The organism is Streptomyces sp. NPDC092296, assembly GCF_044755465.1.
GTDB lineage: Bacteria > Actinomycetota > Actinomycetes > Streptomycetales > Streptomycetaceae > Peterkaempfera.
The window spans coordinates 170,583-190,478 of the sequence record NZ_JBIVRB010000002.1; the positions used below are offsets into that span (position 1 = coordinate 170,583).

General features: G+C 75.1%; 14 protein-coding genes. 10 read left to right on the top strand and 4 right to left on the bottom strand.

The features are described 5' to 3' along the window. Positions 1-21 precede the first annotated feature (21 nt). Complete coding sequence (locus ACIQGZ_RS08480) at positions 22-960, top strand: NAD(P)-dependent oxidoreductase (protein ID WP_402600143.1); 939 nt, start codon at positions 22-24, stop codon at positions 958-960. A 169-nt stretch (positions 961-1,129) separates the two neighbouring features. Here ACIQGZ_RS08480 and ACIQGZ_RS08485 read toward each other — a convergent pair whose 3' ends face one another. After that, positions 1,130-3,343, bottom strand: coding sequence for an MMPL family transporter (locus ACIQGZ_RS08485; protein WP_402600145.1), 2,214 nt, complete (start codon positions 3,341-3,343; stop codon positions 1,130-1,132). Positions 3,344-3,405: 62 nt separating this feature from the next. Beyond that, positions 3,406-4,038 carry a TetR/AcrR family transcriptional regulator gene (locus tag ACIQGZ_RS08490; protein WP_402600147.1) on the bottom strand — a complete coding sequence of 211 codons (633 nt, stop codon included), beginning with the start codon at positions 4,036-4,038 and terminating at the stop codon, positions 3,406-3,408. Between the two features lie 281 nt (positions 4,039-4,319). On the opposite strand from ACIQGZ_RS08490, the gene ACIQGZ_RS08495 reads away from it, so the two are divergent. Continuing rightward, complete coding sequence (locus ACIQGZ_RS08495) at positions 4,320-6,149, top strand: AMP-dependent synthetase/ligase (protein WP_402600148.1); 1,830 nt, start codon at positions 4,320-4,322, stop codon at positions 6,147-6,149. Between the two features lie 105 nt (positions 6,150-6,254). On the opposite strand, the gene ACIQGZ_RS08500 is transcribed toward ACIQGZ_RS08495, so the two are convergent. Together ACIQGZ_RS08500 and ACIQGZ_RS08505 are read right to left on the bottom strand one after the other, a co-directional pair. Next, on the bottom strand, positions 6,255-6,377 hold the full coding sequence (locus ACIQGZ_RS08500) for a hypothetical protein (protein ID WP_402600149.1): 123 nt from the start codon (positions 6,375-6,377) through the stop codon (positions 6,255-6,257). Positions 6,378-6,687: 310 nt separating this feature from the next. Next, positions 6,688-7,653 carry an aldo/keto reductase gene (locus ACIQGZ_RS08505; protein WP_402600151.1) on the bottom strand — a complete coding sequence of 322 codons (966 nt, stop codon included), beginning with the start codon at positions 7,651-7,653 and terminating at the stop codon, positions 6,688-6,690. Positions 7,654-7,960: 307 nt separating this feature from the next. On the opposite strand from ACIQGZ_RS08505, the gene ACIQGZ_RS08510 reads away from it, so the two are divergent. From ACIQGZ_RS08510 to paaE, 8 genes are all read left to right on the top strand, one after another. Continuing rightward, the gene (locus ACIQGZ_RS08510) at positions 7,961-8,983 is read left to right on the top strand and encodes an anti-sigma factor RsbA family regulatory protein (RefSeq protein WP_402600153.1); all 1,023 of its coding nucleotides are present in this window, start codon (positions 7,961-7,963) and stop codon (positions 8,981-8,983) included. A gap of 172 nt (positions 8,984-9,155) precedes the next feature. After that, positions 9,156-13,397: a HAMP domain-containing protein gene (locus ACIQGZ_RS08515; RefSeq protein ID WP_402600155.1), complete on the top strand. Its 4,242-nt coding sequence runs from the start codon at positions 9,156-9,158 to the stop codon at positions 13,395-13,397. A 64-nt stretch (positions 13,398-13,461) separates the two neighbouring features. Then, positions 13,462-15,837 carry a SpoIIE family protein phosphatase gene (locus tag ACIQGZ_RS08520; protein WP_402600157.1) on the top strand — a complete coding sequence of 792 codons (2,376 nt, stop codon included), beginning with the start codon at positions 13,462-13,464 and terminating at the stop codon, positions 15,835-15,837. A 101-nt stretch (positions 15,838-15,938) separates the two neighbouring features. Beyond that, positions 15,939-16,967 (top strand): 1,2-phenylacetyl-CoA epoxidase subunit PaaA, encoded by a 1,029-nt coding sequence (gene paaA, locus ACIQGZ_RS08525; protein WP_402600159.1) that lies wholly within the window; start codon positions 15,939-15,941, stop codon positions 16,965-16,967. Beyond that, the gene (gene paaB, locus ACIQGZ_RS08530) at positions 16,964-17,332 is read left to right on the top strand and encodes a 1,2-phenylacetyl-CoA epoxidase subunit PaaB (RefSeq protein WP_402600161.1); all 369 of its coding nucleotides are present in this window, start codon (positions 16,964-16,966) and stop codon (positions 17,330-17,332) included. The genes paaA and paaB overlap by 4 nt, the downstream gene beginning before the upstream one ends. Before the next feature lie 40 nt (positions 17,333-17,372). Further along, positions 17,373-18,263: a 1,2-phenylacetyl-CoA epoxidase subunit PaaC gene (paaC, locus tag ACIQGZ_RS08535; RefSeq protein ID WP_402600163.1), complete on the top strand. Its 891-nt coding sequence runs from the start codon at positions 17,373-17,375 to the stop codon at positions 18,261-18,263. After that, positions 18,257-18,763 carry a 1,2-phenylacetyl-CoA epoxidase subunit PaaD gene (gene paaD, locus ACIQGZ_RS08540; RefSeq protein ID WP_402600726.1) on the top strand — a complete coding sequence of 169 codons (507 nt, stop codon included), beginning with the start codon at positions 18,257-18,259 and terminating at the stop codon, positions 18,761-18,763. The genes paaC and paaD overlap by 7 nt, the downstream gene beginning before the upstream one ends. Next, entirely contained in the window at positions 18,763-19,866 is a 1,104-nt protein-coding gene (gene paaE, locus ACIQGZ_RS08545) for a 1,2-phenylacetyl-CoA epoxidase subunit PaaE (RefSeq protein WP_402600165.1), read from the top strand. Before paaD ends, paaE begins: the two co-directional genes overlap by 1 nt. Positions 19,867-19,896: the final 30 nt, after the last annotated feature.

A 19,896-nucleotide genomic window follows, 5' to 3' on the forward strand; every position in this document is an offset into this window, starting at 1 on the left:
TCGGGGCGCGCGGCGCGCAGGATGTCCCCCGGAGACCGCCGGCCGGCAAGGCGGCCGGCGGCCCGCCGCAGAGAGGAACCACCCGTGGCCGACACGACCTCCGTCGCCGTCCTGGGCACCGGCATCATGGGAGCGGCGATGGCCCGCAACCTGGCCCGCGCCGGCCTCGACGTACGGGTCTGGAACCGCACCCGGGCCAAGGCCGAGCCGCTCGCCGCCGACGGCGCCACCGTCGCCGACAGCCCGGCGGAGGCGGTGCGCGACGCCGATGTGGTGCTCACCATGCTGTACGACGGCCCGGCCGCCCTGGACGCCGTACGGGAGGCGGCGCCCGGACTGCGCGCCGGAGCGGTGTGGGCGCAGTGCTCCACCGCCGGCCTCGCGGCGCAGCCCGCCCTCGCGGCGCTGGCCGACGAGTACGGCCTGCGGTACGTGGACGCGCCGGTGCTCGGCACCCGCAAGCCCGCCGAGGACGGGCAGCTGGTGGTGCTGGCGGCCGGTCCGGCCGATGTCCGGCCGGTGCTGGCGCCGGTCTTCGACGCCGTCGGCAGCCGTACGACCTGGGTCGGGGAGGACGGCGCGAGCGGCGCCGCCACCCGGCTCAAGCTGGTCTGCAACAGCTGGGTGCTGGCCGTCACCCACGGCACCGCCGAGGCGCTGTCGCTGGCGCGCGGGCTGGGGGTGGACGCGCGGGCGTTCCTGGACGCGGTCTCGGGCGGCGCCCTGGACATGGGCTATCTGCGGGCCAAGTCGGCGGCCATCCTGTCCGCCGACTACACCCCGAGCTTCACCGTGACGAACGCCGAGAAGGACGCCCGGCTGATCGTGGCGGCCGGCCGGGAGGCGGGCGTCGCCCTGGACGTCGCCGCCGCCGGTGCCGAGCGCTTCCGCCGCGCCGCCGCCCAGGGGCACGCCGACCAGGACATGGTCGCCTCCTACTTCGCCTCCTTCGAGGACTGACCCCGGCCGAGGACTGACCCCGGCCGAGGACTGACCCCGGCCGAGGACTGATCCCGGCCGAGGACCGGTCCCGGGCGAGGACTGACCCCGGCCGAGGGCCGATCCCGGCGGTACGCCGCTGCGGCCCCCGGCGGTGCCTGCCGCCGGGGGCCGCAGCGGCCGGGCGCGGTCAGCCCCGGCCGGCGGGCTCCTCCACCCGCTCGTCGCGCGACCCGGACGCGGGCTCCTCGGGCGACCCCGGGCCCTCCACGTCGACCCGGGGCAGCAGCCGGTCCAGCCAGGACGGCAGCCACCAGTTGCCCCGCCCCAGCAGCGCGGTCACCGCCGGGACCAGCGCGGTCCGCAGCACCACCGCGTCCAGCAGCACCGCCACCGCCAGGCCGAGCCCGGCCATCTTCACCACCCGGTCGCCGCCCAGCACGAACGACCCGAAGACCAGCACCATGATCGCCGCGGCGGCGGTGATGGTCCGCCCGGTGGCGGCCAGCCCGTGCACCACCGCCTCCCGGGTGTCGCCGCGCCGGCGCCACTCCTCCTGGATGCGGCTGATCAGGAACACCTCGTAGTCCATCGACAGCCCGAACAGCCCGGCGAAGAGCAGCACCGGAACGTACGGCTCCACCGGACCGGTGCCGTCCACCCCGATCAGCCCGCCCAGCCAGCCCCACTGGAAGACGGCGGTGATCACCCCGAAGGCCGTGCCCGCCGCCAGCAGGTTCATCAGCGCGGCGGTCAGCGGGATCAGCACGCTGCGGAAGACCAGCATCAGCAGCAGGAAGGAGATGGCGACCACCGCCCCGATGAACAGCGGCAGCCGGTCGGTGACCGCCCGCGCGAAGTCGGCGTTGGCCGCCGTGGTGCCGCCCACGTGCAGCTCGGCCCCGGTGCCCCGCACGGCCGCCGGGACCACCCGGTCGCGCACGGTGCGTACCAGATCGTAGGTGGCCCGGTCCTGCGGCGCGCTGCGCGGGTAGACGGTGACCACCGCGATCCGCCCGCCGCCGGTGGCCGGCAGCAGCTGGGCCGGCGCCACCCGCGCCACCTGCGGCAGCTCCGCCAGCTGTGCGGCGGCGCGCTGCACGGCCTGCTCGGCCCCGGCGCCGTCGGCCCGTCCGGTGACCACCAGCGGCCCGCCGAATCCGGGGCCGAACCCCTCGGTCAGCAGGTCGTACCCCTGGCGGGTCGTCGTCCCCTTGGCGTCGACACCGGCGTCCGAGATGCCCAGCCGCATCGACAGGAACGGCAGCGCCAGCACCACGATCACCACCAGCGAGGCCAGACCCGGCAGCAGCGGGCGCCGCACCACCCCGCGCGCCCACGCCCCCCAGCGGCGCCCCTCCGCGCCGTCCGCCCACTCGCCCGCCGCCAGCCGCCGCCGCTCCCGCTTGGAGAGCACCCGGTCACCCAGCAGCCGCAGCAGCGCGGGCAGCAGGGTCAGCGCCGCGACCATGGTGAGCAGTACGGCCACGGAGGCGCCCACCGCCAGGCCGTACAGGAAGTCCAGCCGCACCAGGAACATGCCCAGCAGCGCCACGCAGACGGTGATGCCCGCGAACAGCACGCTGCGCCCGGACGTCTCGGCGGCCTCGCCCAGCGCCCGGACCGGGGTGAGCCCGGCCAGCAGGCCCTGGCGGTAGCGGGTGACCAGGAAGAGCGCGTAGTCCACCCCGACGCCGAGGCCGATCAGCGCGGCTATCTCCGGGCTGACCTGGGCCATGTCCATCACATGGGTGAGCAGCCCGACCACCGCGAGGCCGGTGCCGACCGAGATTCCGGCGGTGAGCACCGGCAGCAGCATGGAGAAGAGCGAGCCGAAGGTGACCAGCAGCACCAGCGCGGCGGCGAGGAGCCCGATCCAGGCGCCGCCCAGGTCCGGCGGCGAGGCCCGCTTGGCGACCGCGCCGACCACCGCCGCCCGCACCCCGTCGCCGTCCGCCGCCCGCACGGTGTCGACCAGCTGCCGCGCCTGGTCGGTGCTGACGTCATTGGCCGGCCCGCCGTAGGCGACGACGGCGAAGGCGGTACGGCCGTCCGGGGAGACCTGGGCCCGGCCCTGCTCGGTGTACGGGGAGACCACCTGGGCGACCTGTGGCAGCCGGGCGACCTCGGCCAGCATCGGTTCGACGCGGGCGCGCACGGTCGCGGAGCCGGTGCCCGCGTCGGCGCTGAAGACGATGCGCTCCTGGTCGCCGCCCTGGCCGCCGCCCTGCACCTCGGTCAGCAGGGCCTGCGCCCGGGTGCTGTCGGAGGCGGGCAGCTTCAGGGTGTCGCGGTAGTCGCTCCCGGCGGCGGCGCCGGCGGCGGTGAGAGCGGCCAGCACCAGGAGCCAGCCGGATATCACCCACCAGGAGCGCCGGTGGCAGAAGAGGACGAGTGATCGCATGCGGGGTTCCCTCCACCGGCTCCGGGTGGGAGCCGGTTCGCTGCGGATGCGGATGTAGGGGCTCAGCGGGCCGGCGGCGGTGCCATGAAGCCGGTCAGTACGGCGGCGACCGCCGCCTCCAGCGCCCGGCCGGTCACGGCCTCCGGGTCGGCGGCGTGCTCCAGCCCGAGGCCCTGGCAGAGCGCCAGCAGGATCAGCGCGGCCCCGTCCAGGTCGAGGGTGGGGGTGATGTCCAGCCGTTCGGCCTGCTCCCGCAGGTGCCGGGCGAGTTCGGCGCGCTGGGCGCGGCGGTGCGGGGCGTACACCTCGCGGACGGCCGGGTCGCGGCCGGCCCGCAGGGCGAACTCCAGCGCCAGCCGGTGCCAGACCGCGCCCTGCACCAGGCCCTGCGCCAGCAGGGCGGCGGCGCGCCCCGGGAGTGCCTCGGGGCGCTCCTCGGTGTCCAGGCTGTCCAGCACGGCGGCGGACTTCGCGCGGCCGTGCTCGGCCAGCACCTCGGCGAACAGCTCCTGCTTGCTGCCGAAGTTGGAGTAGACGGCGCCCTTGGTGAAACCGGCCGCGCGGGCGATCTCCTCCAGCCGGCTGCCGTCGTAGCCGTGCTCGGCGAAGGCGAGGGCGGCGGCGTCCAGCAGGCGGCGGCGGACCACGTCATTGGGCACGCGCAGGACGGGCGGGGGTGGCGGGTTGGCTGGCATGGCGTCACCTTACGATACCGACGGGTACTGGGTACCGGCGGGTATCCGGAAGGCGGGAGGGCGGCTGCCGCTACGGTTTGCTGCGGTATGACCGGCCCCGACCGCATACCTCCCGGGGTCGACGGCCCGACCGGCACACCGCCTCCACCCCCTCTCCCCAAGGCTTCTGACGCATCATCACTCCTTCCTCACCCGCCTAGGCAGCGCCCGCCCGGTCCGGTAGCTTGCCCTGCCGGTGTCGGTCCGATCGGCGGTGCCGAAGGGTGAGGGAGGGTGGCACGGTGCGCGACTTCGGCGTCCCGCCGCTGGTGGAGACTCTGCGGGCCGGCGGGCTGGCCGACACGGTGTACGAGGTCGCCGAGCGCACCCCGCAGCTGCCGCAGCTGAGCCGCCGCACCCCGGGCGGCGGCGCCGAGTGGTCGGACGTGACCGCCGCCGCCTTCCGGGACGAGGTGCTGGCGCTCGCCAAGGGCCTGCTGGCCGGCGAGGTCCGCTTCGGTGACCGGGTCGCGATCATGGCGCGCAACCGCTACGAGTGGACGGTCTTCTGCTACGCCCTCTGGTCGGTCGGCGCCCAGCTGGTGCCGATCTACCCCACCTCCTCCTCCGAGCAGGTCAGCTGGATCCTGGCCGACTCCCGGGCGGTGGCCTGCGTGGTGGAGAACGAGGACGACCTGATGACCGTCGGCGCCGCCTACGACGGACTGCCCACGCTGCGCCGGATCTGGCAGCTGGACGGCGGCTGCGTCCAGCAGCTGACCGGGCTCGGCGCGCGGGTGCCGGCCGAGAGCGTCCACCGCCACCGGCAGGCGGTGCTGCCGGACGCGACGGCCGCCGTCGTGTACACCTCGGGGACCACCGGGCGGCCCAAGGGCTGCGTGATCAGCCACGCCAACCTCGCCGCCGAGTGCGACACCCTCCGGACGGGCTGGGACGGGATCGCCGCCCGGCCCGGCGAGCAGCCGTCCGTGCTGGCGTTCCTGCCGCCGGCGCACATCTACGGGCTGATGGTCCAGGTCTACTGCCTGCGGGCCGGGGTGCGGCTCGGGCACCAGGCCGAGCTGTCGGCGGCGGAGCTGCTGCCCGCGCTGGCGTCCTTCCGGCCGACGCTGGTCTTCGCCGTGCCGTACGTCTTCGAGAAGATCTTCGCCCGCGCCTGCCAGGCCGCCGACGAGACGGGCCGCCGGGAGGTCTTCGACCGGGCGATGGACGTGGCGGTGCGCTACGCCGAGGCCCGGGAGGCGCGCGCCCGCGGCCGGGGCCGGGGGCCCAGCCCGGCGCTGCGGGCCAGGCACCGGCTCTATGAGCGGCTGGTCTACGGGCGGCTGCGCGAGGTGCTGGGCGGCAGGGTGCGCAACGCGGTCTCCGGCGGCTCGGCGCTCGACCGGCGGCTGGGCCTGCTGTTCGCCGGGGTCGGCATCACGGTGTACGAGGGCTACGGCCTGACCGAGACCACGGCGGCGGTCACCGGGCAGCCGCTGGGCAGGGCCCGGTACGGCACGGTAGGCCGCCCGCTGCCGGGCTGCACCGTCCGGATCGCCGCCGACGGCGAGATCCTGGTGCGCGGGCAGACCGTCTTCTCCGGCTACCTCAACGACCCCGAGGGCACCGCGCGGGTGCTGCGCGACGGCTGGTTCGCCACCGGTGACCTGGGGGCGCTGGACCAGGACGGCTACCTCACCCTCACCGGCCGCAAGAAGGACATCATCGTCACCAGCACCGGCAAGAGCGTCGCCCCGGCGGTGCTGGAGGAGCGGGTGCGCGCCCATCCGCTCATCTCGCAGTGCCTGCTGGTGGGCGACGACCGGCCGTACATCGCGGCGCTGATCACCCTGGACCCGGCGGCGCTGGGCCACTGGCAGCGGGTGCGGCACAAGCCGCCGGCCACCGGCTGGGCGGCGGTCGGCGACCAGGACCTCCAGGAGGAGGTGCAGCGGATCGTGGTGACCGCCAACACGGCGGTGTCGCGGGCGGAGTCGATCCGCGCGTTCCGCATCCTGCCGCACGAGTTCACGGCGGCGGAGGGGATGCTCAGCGCCTCGCTGAAGCTGCGGCGGCGGGTGATCGTCAAGGCGTACGCGCAGGACGTCGAGGAGCTGTACGGAGGCTGACCCTGCCCCTCGCGCCCGCCCCCCGGTCGGAAACGCCGACGGCAGCGGCGCATCGATCCCGTCGGATACGCCGCCGCCGTCTCGATTCCGGGCCGGGGCCGCCGACTACTCCGTCTGCGGGACGGCGGTCGTCCATGCCCAGCCGTCGTCGTCCTCCGGTGCGGCGGTCGGGGTCCCCTCGGCGGGGACGGGCTCGTCGGGGTCGGTGTGCGTGCTGTCGGCATCCATGCCCGGGAAACGCCCGGGGCGCGCCGGGGTCACGCTCCGGACACGCTTCTGCGGCCGTCCGGGTGGCCGGTCCGCATGGGGTGGGTGGCCGAAACGCGCGTGCCCGCTCCGTATTGTCAACGCGCGCAGACTGTGCCAGGCTCCGGGTGCGGGCGGGGGTCCCCCCGTCCTCCGCCCGCACCAACTGCCGGAGCGCCGTCTGCGGCTCGCGCCCGCGATGTGCGGCATTGCCGCCGCGAGCCGGTCGGCGCTCCCACGGTTCCACTTCCCGATGGACGAATCCCGATGGACGAACCGGGCTGACCAGCCGTCAGTAGCGGCCGCCCACCGGCGCCGGCAGCCCGTCCAGCTCGGCCAGGTCCCGCGCGGTCAGCTCCAGGTCGGCCGCCGCCGCGTTCTCCTCCAGGTAGCGGGGCGTCTTGGTGCCCGGGATCGGCACCACGAAGCGGCCCTGCCCGAGCACCCACGCCAGTGCCACCTGGGCGGGCGTCGCCCCGTGCCGCCCGGCGACCTCCTTGACCTTCGCCACCAGCGCCTGGTTGGCCCGCAGCGCCTCGTCCTGGAAGCGCGGCAGGGTGGCCCGCCAGTCGTCGCCGGGCAGGTCGGCGGCGGACGTGAAGCGCCCGGCCAGGAAGCCGCGCCCCAGCGGCGAGAACGGCAGGAACGCGATGCCCTGCTCCTCGCAGTACGGCAGCACCTCCGCCAGCGGGTCCCTGGTCCACAGCGACAGCTCCGACTGCACCGACGCCACCGGGTGCACCGCCTGCGCCCGCCGGATCTCCGCCACCGTCACCTCCGACAGCCCCAGCCGGAGCGCCTTGCCCGCCGCCACCGCCTCGGCCATCGCCCCCCAGGTCTCCTCGATCGGGACCTCCGGGTCGACCCGGTGCAGCTGGTAGAGGTCCACATGGTCGGTGCCCAGCCGCCGCAGGCTCTCGTCCACCGCCCGGCGGACGTGCTCCGGCCGCCCGTCGCGTCCCAGCCCCGGTGCGCTGCCGCCGGGCGTCCCGCCCGGCACCAGGCCGACCTTGGTGGCGAGCACCGCGCGCTCCCGGTGCCCGGCCAGCGCCCGGCCGACCAGCTCCTCATTGGTGTACGGGCCGTAGATGTCGGCCGTGTCGATGAGCGTCACGCCCAGGTCCAGGGCGTGCCGCAGCACCGCTACGGAGGCGCCCTCGTCCCGGCCCGCCGGGTCGTAGGCGTGCGTCATGCCCATGCATCCCAGGCCGACGACCCCGACCTCGGGGCCCTTGGTGCCGAGTGTGGTGGTGCGCATCTTCGTCCTCCTGGATCGATCCGGTTCGCTGCCGACCGTGTACGGGACAACTCTGTCAGTCGGAGCGCACTCCAGGTGAAGGGCGCGAGCGCTGTCGACCGGAGTGGCGGCGGGGGGAGTCGGCGCCCGGAAATGGGTAGGAGGCCGGTGGCACCGGGCCGCGGGCCGACCCGTCGGCCGTCCCTGCGCGGCGGCCCCGATACGGTGGGTCCAGGTACGTCCGGCGGCAGCGCGGCCGTTCCAGCTTTCGGACCGGGGCGTTTCGAGAGCGAGCGGAGGCGCCACGGGCGGTGGAGGTGCGCGAGTCGTGAGCGAAGACGATTGGTCGGTGGACGGGTCCGGGGGCACCACGCTGGTGCATCCGGCGCTGTTCTACCAGGGGCTCGACGACTACCTGGCGGGGGTGGGCGGCTTCGTGAGCGCGGGGCTGGCGGCCGGTGAACCGGTGCTGGTCGCGGTCCCCGGGCCGCGACTCGGCCCGCTGCGCGAACGGCTGGGCCCGGCGGGCGCCGCCGTCACCTTCGCGGACATGACCGAGCTGGGCCGCAACCCGGGCCGGATACTGGCGGCGCTGCGCGAGTTCGCGGACCGCCACGCCGACCGCAGGAGCCGGGTGGTCGGTGAGCCGATCTGGCCGGAGCGCTCACCGGCCGAGGTGCGCGAGGCCACCCGGCACGAGGCCCTGATCAACCTCGCCTTCGCCGGCCGCCCGGTCAGCATCCTCTGCCCGTACGACACCGACGGGCTGGAACCGTATGTGCTCAAGGACGCCCTGCGCACCCACCCCGAGGTGATCCAGGACGGGGAGCTGGTGGCCTCCGGCTGCTATGTGGACCCGGCCGAGGTCTGCGCGGACTGCGACACCGAGCTGCCCGAGCCGGCCGCCGCCGAGCGGCTGGCCTACTCCGCCGGCGGCCTGGCCGAGGTCCGCCGCTGGCTGGACGACCGGCTGGCCCGCACCGGGCTGGACCGGCAGCAGCGCGGTGACCTGGTGCTCGCCGTGGGCGAGGCGACCGGCAACTCCGTGGTGCACGGCGGCGGCAGCGGAGTGCTGCGGCTGTGGACGGCACCGGGCGAGGTGGTGGCCGAGGTCCGCGACGCCGGGTGGCTGCGCGACCCGCTGGCCGGGCGCCGCAGGCCGGGGCTGGCGACGGCCGACGGCGGGCGCGGACTGTGGATGATCCACCAGCTGTGCGACCTGGTCGAGGTGCGGGCGGCGCCGAGCGGGCTGACCCTGAGGTTGCACATGACCGTACTGGCCCGGCAGCCGACCGGGCGGGTCGCCGGGCGGTGGGCCGACCGGGGCGCGCATCACGCGGACGGCCGATGACCCCGGGGCAGGCATGGCATCATCCCCCGCGGGCGCGTCGGCGTGCCCCCTCGGGTGGTCCGGTTCGTCCCGGACCGGCCGAGGGGCGATCGGGCGGTGCGGTGAGGGCGGCCCGGTGAGGGCGGCCCGGTGAGGCCCACGGCGGCACAGTGAGGGCGGCGGCAGAGTGGACATGGACGAGGCTTCCGGTACGACGGCACCGGACGGCACCACCGGCGGGCAGGGCCCGGTCGGGGAGGCCGAGCTGCGGCGGCTGCTGGCCGGGCTGACCGCCGTCCGGGACGGCGACTTCGGCACTCGGCTGCCCGACACCGGCAACGGGCTGCTGCTTGAGATCGCCACGGTGTTCAACGGCATGGTCGACCAGCTCTCGCTGTTCACCTCGGAGGTCACCCGGGTGGCCCGCGAGGTCGGCGGCGAAGGGCGGCTGGGCGGGCAGGCGGAGGTGCCCGGCGTCGGCGGGGTCTGGCGCGATCTGACCGACTCGGTGAACTTCATGGCGGGCAACCTCACCGACCAGGTCCGCAACATCGCCCAGGTGACCACCGCCGTGGCGCGCGGTGACCTGTCGCAGAAGATCGAGGTCGGTGCGCGGGGCGAGATCCTGGAGCTGAAGGAGACCATCAACACGATGGTCGACGAACTCTCCGCCTTCGCGGACGAGGTCACCCGGGTGGCCCGCGAGGTCGGCACCGAAGGGCGGCTCGGCGGGCAGGCGGAGGTGCCCGGCGTCGGCGGCACCTGGAAGGACCTCACCGAGTCGGTCAATGTGATGGCCTCCAACCTCACCGGCCAGGTCCGCTCGATCGCCCAGGTGGCCGCAGCCGTCGCCGGGGGCGATCTGTCGCAGAAGATCGAGGTCGGTGCGCGGGGCGAGATCCTGGAGCTGAAGGAGACCATCAACACGATGGTCGACCAGCTCTCCGCCTTCGCGGAGCAGGTCACCCGGGTGGCCCGCGAGGTCGGCACCGAGGGCCAGCTCGGCGGCCAGGCGGACGTCCAGGGGGTCTCCGGCACCTGGAAGGACCTCACCGAGTCGGTCAATGTGATGGCCGACAACCTGACCGCCCAGGTCCGCTCGATCGCCCAGGTCACCACGGCGGTGGCGCGCGGTGACCTGTCGCAGAAGATCCGGGTGGACGCGCGGGGCGAGATCCTGGAGCTGAAGGAGACCATCAACACGATGGTCGACCAGCTCTCCGCCTTCGCGGACGAGGTCACCCGGGTGGCCCGGGAGGTCGGCACCGAGGGCAACCTCGGCGGCCAGGCCACCGTCCGGGGCGTCTCCGGCACCTGGAAGGACCTGACCGACAACGTCAATGTGATGGCGTCCAACCTCACCGGCCAGGTCCGCTCGATCGCCCAGGTGGCGGCGGCGGTGGCGCGCGGTGACCTGTCGCAGAAGATCACCGTCGAGGCCAAGGGCGAGGTCGCCGCGCTGGCCGGAGTGATCAACACCATGGTGGACACCCTCTCCGCCTTCGCGGACGAGGTGACCCGGGTGGCCCGGGAGGTCGGCACCGAGGGCCAGCTCGGCGGCCAGGCGCGGGTGCCCAATGTGGCCGGTACCTGGAAGGACCTCACCGACAACGTCAACTCGATGGCCAACAACCTCACCAACCAGGTCCGCAACATCGCCCAGGTGACCACCGCCGTCGCCCGGGGCGACCTCACCCGCAAGATCGACGTGGACGCGCGCGGCGAGATCCTGGAGCTGAAGACCACCATCAACACCATGGTCGACCAGCTGTCCTCGTTCGCCGCCGAGGTGACCCGGGTGGCCCGCGAGGTCGGCAGCGAAGGCCGGCTGGGCGGCCAGGCCGAGGTGGAGGGCGTCTCCGGCACCTGGAAGCGGCTCACCGAGAACGTCAATGAGCTGGCCGGCAACCTCACCCGGCAGGTCCGCGCCATCGCGGAGGTCACCAGCGCGGTGGCCGAGGGCGACCTGACCCGCTCCATCACCGTGGAGGCCCCCGGCGAGGTCGGCGACCTCAAGGACAACATCAACTCCATGGTCGGCTCGCTGCGCGAGACCACCCGCGCCAACCGTGACCAGGACTGGCTGAAGTCCAACCTGGCCCGGATCTCCGGACTGATGCAGGGCCGCCGCGACCTCGCCGTGGTCGCGGGGCTGGTGATGGACGAGCTGGCCCCGCTGGTCTCCGCCCAGTACGGCGCCTTCTTCCTCGCGGAGGAGGCCCCCGGCGGCACCGAGCTCCGGCTGGTCGGCTCCTACGGCTACCCCGCCGACGGCGACCGGCCCACCCGCTTCCCGCTCGGCCGGTCGCTGGTCGGCCAGGCCGCCCGCAGCCGCCGCACCATCGCGGTGGACGACATCCCCGCCGACTACGTCACCGTCACCTCCGGGCTGGGCCGCACCGCGCCCGCCAGCCTGCTGGTACTGCCCATCGCGGTGGAGGGGCAGGTCCTCGGCGTGATCGAGCTGGCCTCCGTACACCGCTTCACCCAGGTGCACCGGGACTTCCTGGAGCAGCTGATGGAGACGGTGGGCGTCAACGTCAACACCATCGTCGCCAACGCCCGCACCGACGAGCTGCTCGGGGAGTCCCAGCGGCTGGCCGCCGAGCTGCGGGCCCGCTCCGAGGAGCTCCAGGTCCGGCAGGAGGAGCTACAGAGCTCCAACGCCGAGCTCAAGGAGAAGGCCGCGCTGCTCGCCACCCAGAACCGCGACATCGAGACCAAGAACCTGGAGATCGAGCAGGCCCGCCAGGAGCTGGAGACCCGCGCCCAGCAGCTCGCCCTCGCCTCCAAGTACAAGTCGGAGTTCCTGGCCAACATGAGCCATGAGCTGCGCACCCCGCTGAACAGCCTGCTGATCCTGGCCCAGCTGCTGGCCCAGAACCCCACCCGCAACCTCACCGCCAAGCAGGTCGAGTACGCCGGCGTCATCCACTCGGCCGGCTCCGACCTGCTCCAGCTGATCAACGACATCCTCGACCTCTCCAAGGTCGAGGCGGGCAAGATGGACGTCAGCCCGGAGCATCTGCGGCTGCGCGGCCTGCTCGACTACGTCGAGGCGAACTTCCGCCCGCTGACCACCGAGAAGGGCTTGGACTTCCGGGTCACCACCGCCCCCGGGCTGCCCGCCGAGCTGGTCACCGACGAGGCGCGGCTGCGCCAGGTGCTGCGCAATCTGCTCTCCAACGCGGTCAAGTTCACCGAGCGGGGCTCGGTGGAGCTGCGGATCGCGCCGGTCGAGGCGGAGGACGGGCTCCCGGACGCCGTCCGGCGCGGCGGCCCGGTGATCGCCTTCCGCGTCTCCGACACCGGCATCGGCATCCCCGAACCCGACCTGGAGGCCATCTTCGGCGCCTTCCAGCAGGCCGACGGCACCACCAGCCGCCGCTACGGCGGCACCGGCCTCGGCCTCTCCATCAGCAGGGAGATCGCCTACCTGCTGGGCGGCGCCATCACCGCCGAGAGCACCCCGGACGAGGGCAGCACCTTCACCCTGTACCTGCCGGCCGTCCTCCCCGGCGGCGAGACCCCCGACGCCGTACGGGACACCGCACCCGGCGCCGAAGCCCGGCCCGCCGCCCGCCCGGCCCCGCCCGAGCGCCGGCTGCTGGTGGTCGAGGGCCGCCCGCGCGGCCTGCTGTCGCTGCTCGCCGAGAGCGCCGCCGACGAGCTGCCGCCGAGCGCCGGACCGGTCACGGTCCGCTCCGCCGTCGGCCGCGCCGAGGCCGCCGCCGCGCTCGCCGCCGAGCGGTTCCACTGCCTGCTGCTCGACCTCGACCTGCCCGGCGAGGAGGCCCTGCGGCTGCTGGCCGAACTCGACCGCGACCCCGTCCGGCACGACCTGCCGGTCATCGCCCACCACGGCCGCCCGCTGTCCCCCGAGTGGGAGCACGAGCTGCGGTCCCGGGCCCGCACCCGGCCGCTGGAGCTGCCCGCCGGCCTGGACGAGCTGCGCGAACGCATCGTGCTGCACCTCACCGCCGAGCAGCCCCCCGGCCTGGCCCGGCTCGCCGCCCCGCACGGCGACCCGGAGCCCGCGCTCGAAGGCGCCGACGGCCGCCTGGCCGGCCGTACCGTGCTGGTGGTCGACGACGACGCCCGCAATGTCTTCGCCATCACCGGCATCCTGGAACTGTGCGGCATGCGTGTGCTGCACGCCGACAACGGCCGGGCCGGCATCGAGATGCTGCGCCGCCACCCGGACGTCGACCTGGTGCTGATGGACGTGATGATGCCGGAGATGGACGGCCTCACCGCCACCGCCGAGATCCGCCGCACGGCCGGATTCGCGGACCTGCCGATCATCGCCGTCACCGCCAAGGCCATGCAGGGCGACCGGGAGAAGAGCCTCGCCGCCGGGGCGGGCGACCATGTCACCAAGCCCGTCGACGCCCGGGAGCTGGTGGAGTGCATGCAGCGGTGGCTGGACCGGTGAGCGGCCACCGGTGACGAGCCGGGCCCAGCAGCCGCCCGCCGGGGACGCGAAGGGAGCACCCGCCGTGGACAGACCGGCACAGCCGTACGGTGATCCGCCCGCCGGGGACACGGCGGGCCACCCGCCGGAGCCCGGCACCGAACTGCTCGCCCGTACGGTCGACCGGCTGCGGGCCGAGCTGGGCACCCGGACGCTGCTGGAACTGGCCAAGGGCGTCCTGGTCGAGCGCCTGCACTGCGCCCCTGCCGAGGCCGCCCGCCAGCTGCGCACCCTGGCCGAGGAGTCCGGGCTGCCCCCGGCCGAGCTGGCCGCCGACATCGTCAACCACGCGGCCGGCGACCTGGTGGCCCGCGCCACCGCCGCCGGGCCGGACGGCGGCCCCGACCGCGCCGCCGCCGTCCGGCTGCGGCTGGCCGAATCCGCCGCGCCGGCCGCCGACGACGACACCGGCGCGGTCGCGGCCGCCGTACTGGCGCAGGCGGCCGCCCCGCACGGCGCCACCGCCGTCGCCGTCTGGGCCGCCGCCCCGGACGGCTCGCTGCGGCTCGCCGGGCAGGCGGGCTTCGGGGCCGCCGAGGCGATGCGCTGGCACCATGTGCCGCCCGGCGTCGGCACCCTCGCCCAGCGGGCGCTGGCCGAGCGGCGCACCCTGTGGCTGCCGGAGCTGCGCGCCCGGGAGGGCGATGTCGCGGCCGCCGCCATCGGCCGCCGCGCCCGAGCCACCTCGGGCGCCCGCGCGGTGCTGCCCGCCGGGCTGGCCGGCCGGCAGCCGGGCGTACTGGAGGTGGCCTGGCCGGACGCCCGGCCGCCGCTCACCGCGCGGCTGCGCCGACAGCTGGAGTCGCTGGCCGAGCTGTGCGCGCACAGCCTGGACACCGCCCCCGAGCCCACCGCGCCCGACCCCACCGCGCCCGACCCCACCGGCCCCGAGCCCGGCAATCCGCTGCCCGACCTGCTGGACGGGCTGCTGGACCCGGCGCTGGTGCTCCGCCCGCTGCGCGACCCGGACGGGCGGCTCACCGACTTCCGGATCGAGTGCGCCAACGGCCGCTTCACCGACCCGGCGGGCCGCCCGGTCGGCACCCTGATCGGCCGGGGCTTCCTGGAGTGCTACCCGCTGGCCGCCGCCGAGGGCGGGCTCTTCCGGGCGGCGGCGGGCACCCTGGCCACCGGCGAGCCGTTCCGGGGCGAGGACCTGCGGCTGCGCCTCCTGGTGGACGGGACGCCGGTGCCGGTCACGGCGAGCGTCGGCATCAGCCGGTTCGGTGACGCCGTGCTGCTCAGCCTGCGGACCGTCGGCGAGGAGACCCGGCTGGCCCGGCTACTACAGCACGCCCAGCGGCTCGGCCGGATCGGCGGCTTCGAGGAGGACCTGCTCACCGGCACCGTCACCTGGAACGCCCAGCTGCACGCCCTGTACGGGCTGCCGCCCTCCGCCGCGCCGGTGCCGGTGGAGCGGTTGAGCAGCCATGCGCACCCCGATGACGCCATCGCCATCGGCCGCTTCCTGCGGGCCGTGCTGCACCACCACCAGGAGGGCGCGGCCACCTTCCGGCTGCTGCGCGGCGACGGCGTCGTCCGGCATGTGCGGGTGGTCGCGGAACCGGTGCTGGACCAGGGCGTCCTGGTCGGCGTACGGGGCGCGTACCAGGACGTCTCGGCGCAGCACTGGACGGAGGTGGCGCTGGCCGCCACCCGCGACCGGCTGGCCGACAGCGAGCAGCGGGCCGCCGACCGCCACCGGCTGGCCCTCCAGTTGCAGCAGGCCCTGATGCCGCCCGCCGCGCCGCCGCTGGACGCCGCCGGGCTGTGCGTGGCCACCCGCTACCGCCCGGCCGAGAAGGGCCACCGGGTGGGCGGCGACTGGTACGACGCCGTGGTGCTGCCCACCGGGCAGGTGCTGCTGGTCGTCGGGGACGTGGCCGGTCATGGCATCGCCGCCGCCACCGGCATGGTGGTGCTGCGCAACGCGCTGCGCGGCCTGGCGGTCACCGGGGCCGGGCCGGGCCGGCTGCTCGGCTGGCTGAACGCCGTCGCGCACGACCTTACCGAGCATGTCACCGCCACCGCCGTCTGCGGCCTGTACGACCCGGAGCGCCGCACCCTGCGCTGGGCGCGGGCCGGGCATCTGCCGCCGGTGCTGGTCCGGGGCGGTACGGCTCGGGCGCTGCCCCTGCCGAGCGGGATGCTGCTGGGGGCGCTGGCGGGGGCGGAGTACGAGGAGCGCAGCGGGCGGCTGGAGCCCGGCGACACGCTGCTGCTCTACACGGACGGGCTGATCGAGCGGCGGGACCGCTCGGTGCAGCAGTCGATCGAACGGCTGCTGGAGACGGCGGGCGACGCGCCGGCCGATCTGGAGGAGTACCTGGACCGGCTGCTCACCCACAGCACCGCCGACACCGACGACGACACCTGCCTGGTCGGCGTGCGGCTCGACTAGGGCCGGCCACGTCTTGTAGGCGCAAGCCACGTCTTGCCGTGGGGGGTGGTGATCCGCGAGACTGGCAACCGACCGAACGGTCAGTAGGGAGGTGGGTCTCCGTGACCAGTACCGGCACCACGGCAGCCGGACCGGCAGCCGCCGCACCCGGCGAAGGCGCGCTCCAGGAGCACTTCGACCAGGTGGTGGGCTCCGAGCAGCGGATCGAGCCGCGCGACTGGATGCCCGACGGCTACCGCGCGACGCTGATCCGGCAGATCGCGCAGCACGCGCACTCGGAGATCATCGGCATGCAGCCCGAGGGCAACTGGCTCACCCGGGCACCCTCGCTGCGCCGCAAGGCGATCCTGCTGGCCAAGGTGCAGGATGAGGCGGGCCACGGCCTCTACCTCTACTCCGCCGCCGAGACCCTGGGCGCCGACCGGGCCGAGCTGACCGAGAAGCTGATCAGCGGACGGCAGAAGTACTCCTCGATCTTCAACTACCCCACGCTGACCTTCGCCGACGTCGGCGTGATCGGCTGGCTGGTGGACGGCGCCGCGATCTGCAACCAGGTGCCGCTGTGCCGCTGCTCGTACGGGCCGTACGCCAGGGCCATGGTGCGGATCTGCAAGGAGGAGTCCTTCCACCAGCGGCAGGGCTACGAACTGCTGATGACCATGGCGGCCGGCACCGACGCCCAGCGCGAGATGGTGCAGGACGCCGTGGACCGCTGGTGGTGGCCGTCGCTGATGATGTTCGGGCCGCCCGACGCCGACTCGCCCAACACCGCGCAGTCGATGGCCTGGCGGATCAAGCGCCACACCAATGACGAGCTGCGGCAGCGATTTGTCGATATGACGGTTCCGCAGGCCGACCGGATCGGCGTCACCCTCCCCGACCCCGGCCTGAGCTGGAACGAGGAGCGCGGCCACTACGACTTCAGCGAACCCGACTGGGCCGAGCTGGGCCGGGTCATCCGGGGCCAGGGCCCCTGCAACGCCGACCGGATCGAGCGCCGCCGCCGGGCCCACCAGGACGGCGCCTGGGTGCGCGAGGCCGCCACCGCGCACGCCGCCAAGCAGGCCGCCCGCGCCCGGCAGGCGGCGGCGACCGGGCAGCCGGCGGCAGCAGAAGGAGGAGCAGCATGACCGACCCCACGCCGACCCCGGCCCCGACCGGGACCGCGACCGGAATCCCGACCGGGACCACGCGCGAGGCAGCCGCCGCCCCGCGCGCCGAATGGCCGCTGTACGAGGTCTTCGTCCGCAGCAGGCGCGGCCTCAACCACGTCCACGTCGGCTCGCTGCACGCCGCCGACGAGCGGATGGCGCTGCTGAACGCCCGGGACCTCTACACCCGCCGCAACGAGGGCGTCTCGCTCTGGGTGGTCCGCTCCGACGCCATCACCGCCAGCAACCCGGACGAGAAGGACCCCTTCTTCGCCCCCAGCGGCGACAAGGTCTACCGCCACCCCACCTTCTACGACATCCCCGAGGACGTCCCCCACATCTGACCCGCGGCCGCCGCCGACGGCGGCACGGAAGGCGCACCCCATGAGCGACGACCACGTCTACCTCTCCCTGGCCGAGGAGTCCCCGCAGGGGGAGGCGCGCTGGGCCTACGGCACCGGCTTCACCGACCCGCTGGCCGGGGTGGACACCACCCTGCCCGCCGGAGTGGACGGCGCCGACCTGGCGGCCTACTGCCTGATGCTCGGCGACGACGCCCTGGTGCTCGCCCAGCGGCTCACCGAGTGGTGCACCCGCGCCCCCGAACTGGAGGACGAGGTCGCCCTCGCCAACATCGGCCTCGACCTGCTGGGCCAGGCCAGGCTGCTGCTCGCCCGGGTCGGTCAGGCCGACGGCAGCGGCCGCAGCGAGGACGATCTCGCCTACCTCCGGGACGAGGGGCAGTTCCGCAACGTCCGGCTGGTGGAGCTGCCCGGCGGCGACTTCGCCCACTCCATCGCCCGGCTGCTGCTGTTCAGCTGCGCCCGGCTCGCCCTCTTCGAGCGGCTGGCCGCCAGTGCCGACCCGGTGCTGGCGGCGGTCGCCGCCAAGGGCGCCAAGGAGCTGGCGTACCACCGCGAGTACGCCGCCGGCTGGACGGTCCGGCTTGGTGACGGCACCGAGCTGTCCCGGCAGCGGATGCAGTGCGGCCTGGACACCCTGCGGCCCTACCTGGCCGAACTGCTGACCGCACACCCGGTGGAACTGCGGCTGGCCGCGTCCGGCGCCGCCGCCGACCCCGCCGCGCTGGGCCCCGAGGTCGAGCGGACGGTCGCGCGGGTGGCCGCCGCCGCCGGGCTCGACCTGCCGCCGGTACCGCCGCTGGCCACCGTCGGCGGGCGGGGCGGCCGGGACGGCGTGCACACCGAGGAGATGGGGCGGCTGCTCGCCGAAATGCAGTGCGTCGCCCGCGCCCACCCGGGGGCGACCTGGTGAGCGGGGCGCTCGTCCGGGCGACGGCGGCGGCCGAGGCCGTCCGCGACCCCGAGCTGCCGATGCTCACCCTGGCCGAGCTGGGGGTGCTCTGCGAGGTGGCGGTGGAGCCGTCCGGCGCCGTCACCGCCTGGATCACCCCCACCTACTCGGGCTGCCCCGCGCTGGCCGAGATGGCCGCCGACCTGGACGCGGCGCTGCACGCGGCGGGCTTCGAGCAGGTCCGGGTGCGCAGACGGCTGGACCCGCCGTGGAGCACCGACCGGATCACCCCCGAAGGCCGCCGCCGTCTCGCCGAGGCCGGGATCGCCCCGCCGGGACCGGCCCCCCGGTCCGGCCCGGTGCCGCTCACCCTGGGCCCGACCGTCCGGTCGGCCGTGGCCTGCCCGCAGTGCGGCTCGCCCGACACCGAGGAGCTGTCCCGCTTCGGCTCCACCCCCTGCAAGGCGCTCTGGCGCTGCCGGGACTGCCGGGAGCCGTTCGAGTACGTCAAGGAGATCTGATGTCCGCTCCGGCCGCGACGGCCCGCCCCGCCCGCCCCCGCCCCGCCTTCCACCGGCTGCGGATCGCCGGGGTGGAGCCGCTCTGCGACGACGCGGCGGCCGTCCGCTTCGAGGTGCCCGCCGACCTGGCCGACGCGTACGCCTTCCGCCCCGGGCAGTGCCTGACGCTGCGGCGGCTGGTCGACGGCCGGGACGAGCGGCGCTCGTACTCGCTCTGCTCCCCGGCGGGCGGGCCGCTGCGGATCGCCGTCCGCGAGGTGCCCGGCGGGCTGTTCTCGCACTGGCTGGTCCGGGAGGCCCGGCCGGGCGACACCGTGGAGGTGCTGCCGCCCAGCGGCGCCTTCACCCCGGAGCCGTCCCAGCCGGGCAGCCATGTGCTGCTGGCCGCCGGTTCCGGGATCACGCCCATGCTGTCCATCGCGGCATCGGTGCTGGCCTGGGACGACCGGTCGCAGGTCACCCTGGTGTACGGCAACCGGCGGGCCGACACCGTGATGTTCGCGGACGAGCTGGCCGACCTCAAGGACCGCCACCCGACCCGCTTCCAGCTGGTGCATGTGCTCTCCCGGGAGGCCCGCGACGCCGAGCTGCTGTCCGGTCGGCTGGACCCGCAGCGGCTCGCCGCGCTGCTGGCGGGCTTCGTGGACGTCCCGGCGGTGGACCACTGGTGGCTCTGCGGCCCTTACGAGCTGGTCCGGGGCGCCCGCGAACTGCTGGTCGGCCTCGGGGTGCCGACCGCCCGCGTCCACCAGGAGCTGTTCCACGCCGAGGACGAGCTGCCGCCCGAGCCGGTGCGCCACGACGGCGACGGCGCCCCGGCCGGGCCGGTCAGCGACGTCACCGTGGTGCTGGACGGCCGGGCCACCGAGCTGCGGCTACCGCGCGACTGGCCCGTACTGGACGGTGCCCAGCGCTCCCGGCCGGACCTGCCGTTCGCCTGCAAGGGCGGCGTCTGCGGCACCTGCCGGGCGCTGGTGGTGGACGGGGAGGTGCGGATGCGGCGCAACTACGCCCTGGAGGAGGCGGAGGTCGACGCCGGGTACGTCCTCACCTGCCAGGCGTTGCCGGTCTCCGACCGGGTCGTGGTCGACTACGACCGCTGAACCCGGCCCGGGGGCCCGTCAGGGGCGCGG

Bases quoted from the DNA above. Each gene is read 5' to 3' on its own strand.
- ACIQGZ_RS08480 (WP_402600143.1), top strand. From the start codon at position 22: ATGTCCCCCGGAGACCGCCGGCCGGCAAGGCGGCCGGCGGCCCGCCGC.
- ACIQGZ_RS08485 (WP_402600145.1), bottom strand. From the start codon at position 3,343: ATGCGATCACTCGTCCTCTTCTGCCACCGGCGCTCCTGGTGGGTGATA.
- ACIQGZ_RS08490 (WP_402600147.1), bottom strand. From the start codon at position 4,038: ATGCCAGCCAACCCGCCACCCCCGCCCGTCCTGCGCGTGCCCAATGAC.
- ACIQGZ_RS08500 (WP_402600149.1), bottom strand. From the start codon at position 6,377: ATGGATGCCGACAGCACGCACACCGACCCCGACGAGCCCGTCCCCGCC.
- ACIQGZ_RS08505 (WP_402600151.1), bottom strand. From the start codon at position 7,653: ATGCGCACCACCACACTCGGCACCAAGGGCCCCGAGGTCGGGGTCGTC.
- ACIQGZ_RS08515 (WP_402600155.1), top strand. From the start codon at position 9,156: ATGGACGAGGCTTCCGGTACGACGGCACCGGACGGCACCACCGGCGGG.
- paaB (WP_402600161.1), top strand. From the start codon at position 16,964: ATGACCGACCCCACGCCGACCCCGGCCCCGACCGGGACCGCGACCGGA.
- paaC (WP_402600163.1), top strand. From the start codon at position 17,373: ATGAGCGACGACCACGTCTACCTCTCCCTGGCCGAGGAGTCCCCGCAG.
- paaE (WP_402600165.1), top strand. From the start codon at position 18,763: ATGTCCGCTCCGGCCGCGACGGCCCGCCCCGCCCGCCCCCGCCCCGCC.